Source organism: Veillonella sp. VA142 (genome assembly GCF_003992135.1).
Classification (GTDB): Bacteria; Bacillota; Negativicutes; order Veillonellales; family Veillonellaceae; genus F0422.
Genome location: NZ_RQVN01000049.1, coordinates 1 through 2133 on the forward strand (window position 1 = coordinate 1; position 2133 = coordinate 2133).

General features: G+C 35.7%; 2 protein-coding genes. Both read left to right on the plus strand.

What is annotated here, in order from left to right; all coding sequences use genetic code 11:
- The coding region (locus EO117_RS09000; protein WP_164727568.1) for a transposase at positions 1-626 on the plus strand (626 nt) is incomplete at its 5' end.
- A 297-nt stretch (positions 627-923) separates the two neighbouring features.
- The gene (locus EO117_RS09005) at positions 924-1817 is read left to right on the plus strand and encodes an IS1249 family transposase (RefSeq protein WP_126940109.1); all 894 of its coding nucleotides are present in this window, start codon (positions 924-926) and stop codon (positions 1815-1817) included.
- Positions 1818-2133 lie beyond the last annotated feature (316 nt).

Consider the following 2133-nt stretch of genomic DNA (forward strand, 5'->3'; position numbering starts at 1 on the left):
TAGTAGCTGATGCAGGATATGACAGCTACGAAAATCTATTATGGTTAGAAGAAAAAGGATACCTATCTTGTATTAAGTCGAAGGACTACGAACGCTCTAAACAACGCAAATGGAAAACAGATATTGGTAAAGCTCGGAATATGGAATACCGATCCAATGAAGATGCTTTTATTTGTGCTAAAGGTCGAAAGTTACACTTTTCTCATCGTCGTAAGAGTAAAAGTAAGACTGGATTTACTTGGGAAAGTAAGGTATACGTATGTGAATCTTGCAATCGCTGTGGATACAAATCTGAATGTCAACGATATGCAAAGAAAAGCACAAAGAATCCTACTAAGCAAATTTGCATTACTCCAGGATATAACTCGGTATTGCAACATAACCAGGAAAGAGTCTTAAGTACAGGAGGGGTTCGATTACGTACCAATCGCTCTATACAAGTAGAAGGCGCCTTCGGAGTATTAAAACAAGACTTTCAGTTTAGGCGATTACTACACCGGGGTAATGATCATGTGCGAAAGATGCTATACCTATTAGCGATGGGATTTAATATCTCGAAACTACACCATAGAATCCAAGATAACAGGATACATACCTCATTATTCTGCCAAAAAGAAATTGCGTAAGCCTAGAAAACAAGCCATTTACATAGGCTTATTTAAGTGCGCCTAGAAATGGAAAAACTACCAAGATATCTTGTGATACCACTATCTCAAGAACCTTGGTAGTTTCTGCATGTAAAAAGGGCTGTAACGAAAATGTAAAAAAGTACATTTTGTTACAGCCCCATTGAATTTTAAAGTTGTTTAAAAAAATTTGAGGTAGGACAAAATGAGCTGGTAAAAAGTCTGAGACCCCTTGCAATTACTGTGCTGGTTGATATTTAATTTTCCTAAATAATAGATGGTTAGGAGGATTGAATAATGAATCAGATAAAATGCATAAATTGTGGATTTCCTTGCTATAAATATGGAAAAACAAGAAAAGGAACTCAAAGATGGCAGTGCCCCGAATGTAAGACGGTTTTTACAAATGCAATTGATCGTACCACAAAATATTTTCATCAATTTATTCAATGGCTGTTAAGTGGTAAAACACAAGATGAAATGTCTGTAAGTAGTCGCACATTTAGACGAAATACAGCTCAATTCTGGGAGATATGGCCTATGCCTCCTAAGGTAGAGGAGCACAAAGATATAGTATTTGTTGATGGCATTTATTTAGGGCGGAAAGCATGTGTATTAATATGTTGTGATGAGGCACATGTATTGGGTTGGTATGTATGTAGATACGAGCATACAGCAGCATGGGAGGCTTTATTACAACGGATTACTTCGCCGAATATAGTCGTTACTGATGGTGGTACTGGCTTCAAGAAGGCTTGTAAGAAAATCTGGAAAAGGACTAAGGTCCAAAGGTGTTTATACCATGTGTATTGCCAAGTCAAGAGATATACGACATCTAGGCCAAAGACATTGGCTGGAATAGAGTTATATGTACTAGCAAAAGATCTATTGGCTATACATATAGATGAAGAAATTAAAGCGTGGGAAGAACGATTACAGACCTGGTCTAGTAAGCATAAGATATTTTTAAGTGAAATGACGCGAGATGAATATGGCACATTACGTCCTGAACATGAGAGATTAGTAAAAGCAGAACGATCTCTTTGGCAGTTAGTGAAGAAAGATATATTGTTTACTTACCTTAAAGATACATTAGCTAATGAGAGAGCATTACTAGCTACAAATAACAGGATAGAAGGGAGGATTATTGCACAATTAAGGACTATGCTACGAGATCATAGAGGGTTATAATTCACCTTGGCAAAGAGGAACCAATGAACGTCAGAATGGATTGTTGAGACGATTTATACCAAAAGGTAAAGCATTGAGTGATCTTACTACAGAAACACTTGAAGTTATACACAATTGGATAAACCAATTACCAAGAAAGCTTCTTGGATACAAAATATCTAAAGAAATGTTTATAGAGGAAATATCGAAGCTATTAAGCTAGTACTCTTTTAACTCTATTATGTGATGTTAAATTATTTGGTTAATTGTATAATGAAATTGAACAATTGAATATAAAAAATCCATAGTGATTTCGTGGTATGATTATAGTGCTAAA